General features: G+C 71.2%; 5 protein-coding genes. 2 read left to right on the forward strand and 3 right to left on the reverse strand.

What is annotated here, in order from left to right:
• The 3 genes from KBX37_RS33025 to KBX37_RS33035 all read right to left on the reverse strand — a co-directional run.
• On the reverse strand, positions 1-945 hold a 945-nt coding region (locus KBX37_RS33025), incomplete at its 3' end, for a RimK family alpha-L-glutamate ligase (protein ID WP_210779746.1).
• A gap of 6 nt (positions 946-951) precedes the next feature.
• Positions 952-1,284 carry a hypothetical protein gene (locus KBX37_RS33030; RefSeq protein WP_210779747.1) on the reverse strand — a complete coding sequence of 111 codons (333 nt, stop codon included), beginning with the start codon at positions 1,282-1,284 and terminating at the stop codon, positions 952-954.
• A gap of 272 nt (positions 1,285-1,556) precedes the next feature.
• Positions 1,557-2,510: a heme o synthase gene (locus tag KBX37_RS33035; RefSeq protein WP_210779748.1), complete on the reverse strand. Its 954-nt coding sequence runs from the start codon at positions 2,508-2,510 to the stop codon at positions 1,557-1,559.
• A 264-nt stretch (positions 2,511-2,774) separates the two neighbouring features.
• On the opposite strand from KBX37_RS33035, the gene tkt reads away from it, so the two are divergent.
• The gene (gene tkt / locus KBX37_RS33040; protein WP_210779749.1) at positions 2,775-4,913 is read left to right on the forward strand and encodes a transketolase; all 2,139 of its coding nucleotides are present in this window, start codon (positions 2,775-2,777) and stop codon (positions 4,911-4,913) included.
• Positions 4,914-4,929: 16 nt separating this feature from the next.
• On the forward strand, positions 4,930-6,108 hold the full coding sequence (gene tal / locus KBX37_RS33045; protein WP_210779750.1) for a transaldolase: 1,179 nt from the start codon (positions 4,930-4,932) through the stop codon (positions 6,106-6,108).
• Positions 6,109-6,263 lie beyond the last annotated feature (155 nt).

Consider the following 6,263-nt stretch of genomic DNA (forward strand, 5'->3'; position numbering starts at 1 on the left):
GGGGGGTTGGGGGGGGGTTGGGGTGGGGGGTTTGTGGGGGAGGTGGGTGTGGATGGCGTCGGCGAGGCGGGTGGGGGCGCCGTCGGCGTAGCCGAGGAAGAGCGACGGCTCGGTCAGCTCCAGCTCCACCAGGACGGGCGCGCCGTCCGGGCCGGGGATCAGGTCCACCCGGGCGTAGAGCAGGCGCCCGGTCCCGCCCGGCACCTCGGCCAGGACCCGCTCCGCGACGGCCAACTGCTCGGCACCGGCGGTGCGGGCGCTGATCTCCTCGGGCTTGTAGAGCCCGTCCACGCCGAGATCCGGGCCGTCCAGCATCGCGCCCTTACGGATCGCGTGGCTGAACGCCAGCCCCTGCGGGCCGGCCAGGAACAGCAGCGCGGTCTCACCGGCGGTGTCCACGGCGTCGAGGTACGGCTGCACCATGGTCAGCCGGCCGGCGTCCGACAGCCGCCGCACGTGCGCGGCGGCCAGCTCGCGGTGCCCCGGGTCGGCCAGGTCGTAGCGGCCGGTGTCCTGGCTGCCGGCGCTGACCGCCGGCTTGATCACGTACTCGCCGGAGTCGGCGGGCGGTCGCCAGGTCTCCCCCGGCGCCACCCACGAGGTCGGTACGACCGGCACGCCGGCCGCCGACAACTCGCCCAGGTAGCGCTTGTCGGTGTTCCAGCGGACCACGTCGGCGGGGTTGACCAGGGCCGGCACGGTCTGCGCCCAGGCGACGAACTCGTCGCGGCGCAGCGCGTAGTCCCAGGGTGAGCGGAGCACGACCAGGTCGTACCCGGCCCAGTCGACCCTCGGGTCGTCCCAGACGGCCACCTCGGCGGTGACGCCGCGGTCGGCGAGCGGGGCGAGTACGAGTCGGTCGTCCGGGTCGAGGTCGACGAGCCGGTCACAGGTGACGAGAGCGACCCGGGGTTCCCCCCGGGTCGACTGGTGGTGGTTGGTCAATTTATGTCAACGGGCCATCGTGCGCCGGGCCATCGACCGCCAGAGGTCGTTGCTCGGACGCATCTGGTCCATCAGTTCACGCTCCCAGGCGTTCTCGACGGTGACTCCCGCCTTGGCGCACGCCTGCCGCGCGACGACGGTGTCGTCCGCGAACTGGTCGGCCCACGCGCCGTCCTCGCCGACGAGGACGATCCGTGCGCCACGCTTGCCGACGTACTCGATGACCGCCTTGGCGCCACCGTGGCCGGCGGCGAACGACTTGATGCCCGAGACCAGCCCGTTGGGGGCGTTCTCGGCGGTCTGCTCAGCCGTCAGCGTCGTATCGGAACCATCTGCCATGACGCGAAGCCTAAGCAGACATGCCCCCGTACGTGCGAGAAGGATGAACTATTTGTGATGCCAATTACCTACGGGTTTAAGGAAGACCACAGGTGAATCGCCCGTACTTGTCGGATAAATGAAGGCGAATCGGGCGGCCCAGATCGCCCCAATGAGTCCGAGTTGAGTCGATGGGACTCAGACCGAAAACCGACTCTGGAAATTCATCGTCCGGACCGTGCCGGACCGGCCCGGAAGGCCACCCGGGGCGATCAGCGGCCGCCCGGTGGCGGTCAGACCAGCGCGTCGAGGGCGACGGCGGCGAAGAGGATGGTCAGGTAGGTCGTCGACCAGTGGAACAGCCGCATCGGCTTGACGGCCTCGCCCCGGGTCACCCGGCGGCAGAGCCGGTGCGCCTCGACCACGAAGATCCCGCCCACCACCAGGGTCGGCACGCCGTAGATCGGGCTCATCCCCATCGGCCAGAGCGCCAGCGAGAGCAGCACGGTGATCCAGGCGAAGGTCAGGATCTCGGCGTTGACCCGGCGGGCCGAGGCCACCACCGGCAGCATCGGGATGCCCGCGCGGGCGTAGTCGTCCTTGTACTTCATCGCCAGCGGGTAGAAGTGCGGCATCTGCCAGAAGAAGACCACGCCGAAGAGCACCCAGGCCTGCGGCGCCAGCGAGCCGGTCACCGCCGCCCAGCCGATCAGCACCGGGGCCGCCCCGCAGGCACCGCCCCAGAAGGTGTTCGTCGGGGTGGTCCGCTTGAGCCAGAGCGTGTAGACGACGTCGTAGTAGACGATCGCCGCCAGGGTCAGCCCGGCCGCCAGCAGGTTGGTGAAGGCCGCCATCAGGACCACCGACACCGCCGCCAGCACCAGGCCGAAGACGAGCGCGTTGCGCGGCGAGACGGTGTGCGCCGGCAGCGGGCGGCGCTTCGTACGCCGCATCAGCTGGTCGATGTCCCGGTCGATGTAGCAGTTGATCACGCTGGCCGCGCCGGCCGCGAGCGATCCGCCGACCAGCACCACGGCCACCAGCCAGAGCGAGGGCAGGCCGCCGTCGGCGAGCATCATCGCCGGCACCGTGGTAACCAGCAGCAGCTCGACGATGCGGGGCTTGGTCAACGCGACGTACGCGGCGACGACCGACCGAACGTCGCGGCGGGCCGGCTCCGCGACCACCGTGCGCACCGGCGGCTGCCCGGCAGAGTTGCTGACGGGGCGCTCGGTGATCATGCTCACGGATTGCCACCTTCCGGCATCGGCAGGGGTGATCAGGTCGGCGGGACCGGGAAGGGTCCACACACCGACCCACAGACTACGCGTCGTCGTTTTGGCTGCCCGGGCGACCCGACAACGGTGCGGGCCGTCACACCGATGGGCTGAACGACCAGACCCGTCCGACCCGTACCCAACAGGGTGGAGTGATCCCCGGGCGGACGTTTAGGGCCGCTCGATAGGGTCATCAGTGAGGGTTCCGCCCATCTGCCGAGGAGCACAACCATCGTGGCTGCCAACCGACCCGAGCACCCCGCACTCAACTGGACCGACCTCGACCGCCGGGCCGTCGACACCGTCCGCGTGCTGGCCATGGACGCCGTGGAGAAATCCGGCAACGGCCACCCGGGCACCGCGATGAGCCTGGCGCCCGCGGCGTACCTGCTCTTCAACCGGGTGATGCGCCACAACCCGGCCGACCCGAACTGGCCCGGCCGGGACCGGTTCGTCCTCTCCGCCGGGCACTCCAGCCTGACCCTCTACATCCAGCTCTTCCTCTCCGGCTACCCCCTCGCGCTGGAGGACCTGCAGTCGCTGCGGCAGTGGGGCTCGCTCACCCCCGGCCACCCGGAGCACGGGCACACCCCCGGCGTGGAGACCACCACCGGCCCGCTCGGCCAGGGCCTGGGCAACGCGGTCGGCATGGCGATGGCCGCCCGCCGCGAGCGGGGCATGTTCGACCCGGAGAGCGAGCCGGGCGGCTCGGTCTTCGACCACGACATCTGGTGCATCGCCTCCGACGGCGACATCGAGGAGGGCATCAGCCACGAGGCCAGCGCGCTCGCCGGGCACCAGCAGCTGGGCAACCTCACGGTGATCTACGACGACAACGAGATCTCCATCGAGGACGACACCCGGATCGCCAAGAGCGAGGACGTGGCGGCCCGCTACGAGGCGTACGGCTGGCACGTGCAGACCGTCGACTGGCGGACCGGCGACGCCGACCAGGGCGACTACCACGAGGACGTGGCGGCGCTCCACCAGGCGCTGCTGGCCGCCAAGGCGGAGACCGGGCGTCCCTCCTTCATCGCGCTGCGCACCATCATCGGCTGGCCCGCACCCAACAAGAAGAACACCGGCAAGATCCACGGCTCGGCGCTCGGCGCCGACGAGGTGGCCGCCACCAAGCAGCTGCTCGGCTTCGACCCGGCGCAGAGCTTCGAGGTCGACGAGGAGGTGCTGGGCCACGCCCGCCAGGTGATGAGCCGCGGCGAGGCCGCCCAGCGGGAGTGGACCACCGCGTTCGACGCCTGGTCGCAGGCCAACCCCGAGCGCAAGGCGCTCTGGGAGCGGATGGCCGGCCGGGTGCTGCCGCAGGGCTGGACCGAGGCCCTGCCGACCTTCCCCGCCGATGCCAAGGGCGTGGCCACCCGGGCCGCCTCCGGCAAGGTGCTGGAGGCGCTCGCCCCGGTGCTGCCGGAGCTCTGGGGCGGCTCGGCCGACCTGGCGGAGAGCAACAACACCACCATGAAGGGCGAGCCGTCCTTCATCCCGGCCACCCACGCCACCAAGGACTTCCCGGGCCACGAGTACGGCCGCACGCTGCACTTCGGCATCCGTGAGCACGCCATGGGAGCGATCCTCAACGGCATCGCCCTGCACGGCGGCACCCGCCCGTACGGCGGCACCTTCCTGGTGTTCAGCGACTACATGCGCCCCTCGGTGCGGCTGGCGGCGCTGATGAAGCTGCCGGTGGTCTACGTCTGGACGCACGACTCGATCGGCCTGGGCGAGGACGGCCCGACCCACCAGCCGGTGGAGCACCTGACCGCGCTGCGGGCCATCCCCGGCCTGGACGTGGTCCGCCCGGCGGACGCCAACGAGACCGCCTGGGCCTGGCGGCAGGCGCTGGAGCACACCGACCGGCCGACCGCGCTGGCGCTGAGCCGTCAGGCGCTGCCGACGCTGGACCGGGAGACGCTGGGCAGCGCCGAGGGCGTCACCAAGGGCGGCTACGTGCTGGCCGAGGCGTCCACCGGCAAGCCGCAGGTGATCATCGTCGGCACCGGCTCCGAGGTGCAGCTCTGCCTCACCGCCCGGGAGCGGCTGGAGGCCGACGGCACCCCCACCCGAGTCGTCTCGATGCCCTGCCAGGAGTGGTTCTACGAGCAGAACGAGGCGTACCGGGAGTCGGTGCTGCCGCGCGGGGTAAAGGCACGGGTGAGCGTGGAGGCGGGCATCGCCATGTCGTGGCGCGGGATCGTCGGCGAGTGCGGCGAGAGCGTGAGCCTGGAGCACTACGGCGCCAGCGCCCCACACACTGTGCTTTTCGAGCAGTTCGGGTTCACCCCCGACCGGATCGTGGCCGCCGCGCACGCGGCGCTGACCCGGGTGGGCGACATCACCGGTTTCACGACCGGCAACTGAGGGGAGCGTGGACGGCATGACTGACAGGCTGGGTGAGCTCAGCGCCGCGGGTGTGGCGATCTGGCTCGACGATCTTTCCCGGACCCGACTGAGCTCCGGCGGGCTGGACCAGCTGCGCCGAGAGAAGCACCTGGTCGGGGTGACGTCCAACCCGACCATCTTCGCCAAGGCGCTGAGCGACGCGGACGAGTACAACTGGCAGCTCAAGGACCTCGCCACCCGTGGCCTGGAGGTCGAAGAGGCGGTTCGCCTGCTGACCACGTACGACGTGCGGTGGGCCTGCGACGTGATGCGGCCGGCGTACGACGCGACCGCCGGGGTCGACGGCCGGGTCTCCATCGAGGTGGACCCGCGGCTGGCCCACGAGACCGAGAAGACGGTCGCCGAGGCCAAGGGGTTGTGGTGGCTGATCGACCGCCCCAACCTCTTCATCAAGATCCCGGCCACCGAGGCGGGCCTGCCGGCCATCACCGCCACCCTGGCCGAGGGGATCAGCGTGAACGTGACGCTGATCTTCGGCCTGGACCGGTACTCCGCGGTGATGGAGGCGTTCCTCGCCGGCCTGGAGCAGGCGAAGGCGAACGGCCACGACCTGTCCAAGATCGGCTCGGTGGCGTCGTTTTTCGTCTCCCGCGTCGACTCCGAGGTCGACAAGCGATTGGAGAAGCTCGGCTCCGACGAGGCCAAGGCGCTGCGCGGCAAGGCGGCCGTCGCCAACGCCCGGCTGGCGTACGAGCGCTACGGCGAGGTCTTCTCCTCCGACCGCTGGCAGGCCCTGGCCGACGCGGGCGCCCACCCGCAGCGGCCGCTGTGGGCGTCCACCTCGACGAAGAACCCGGACTACCGGGACGTCATCTACGTCGAGGAGCTGATCGCCCCCGGCACGGTCAACACCATGCCGGAATCGGTCATCCACGCCTACGCCGACCACGGCGAGACCCGGGGCGACACCATCACCGGGGCGTACGACGAGGCCCGCAAGGTCTTCACCGACCTGGAGTCGGTGGGCGTCGACATGTCCGACGTGATCGCCACCCTGGAGCGGGAAGGCGTGGAGAAGTTCGAGGCCAGCTGGCTGGAGCTGCTCGACGGGGTGCGCAAGTCGCTCACCGCCGCCGCGCAGGGCACCGGCGCCCCGAACAAGGCCGCCAAGGGCAGCGCGCGGGCCGCCGAGCAGGCCGGGGGCAACGCGTGACGGAATGCGTCGGAGGCGTCGCGGGGCCCCGCCCCGCGATGCTCCACGCCGCCACCCGGCGCGGGTGGCGACATGGGTGACCTGCTGGCCGGCCCGGCGGACGTCGCCGCCGGGCTGGCCGTGCACGGCGCGGACGCGGTCGACAAGTCCGCGCC

The sequence above is a fragment of the Micromonospora sp. U56 genome (genome assembly GCF_018070095.1).
GTDB classification, from domain to species: Bacteria; Actinomycetota; Actinomycetes; order Mycobacteriales; family Micromonosporaceae; genus Micromonospora; species Micromonospora purpureochromogenes.

Bases quoted from the DNA above. Each gene is read 5' to 3' on its own strand.
- KBX37_RS33030 (WP_210779747.1), bottom strand. From the start codon at position 1,284: ATGGCAGATGGTTCCGATACGACGCTGACGGCTGAGCAGACCGCCGAG.
- tal (WP_210779750.1), top strand. From the start codon at position 4,930: ATGACTGACAGGCTGGGTGAGCTCAGCGCCGCGGGTGTGGCGATCTGG.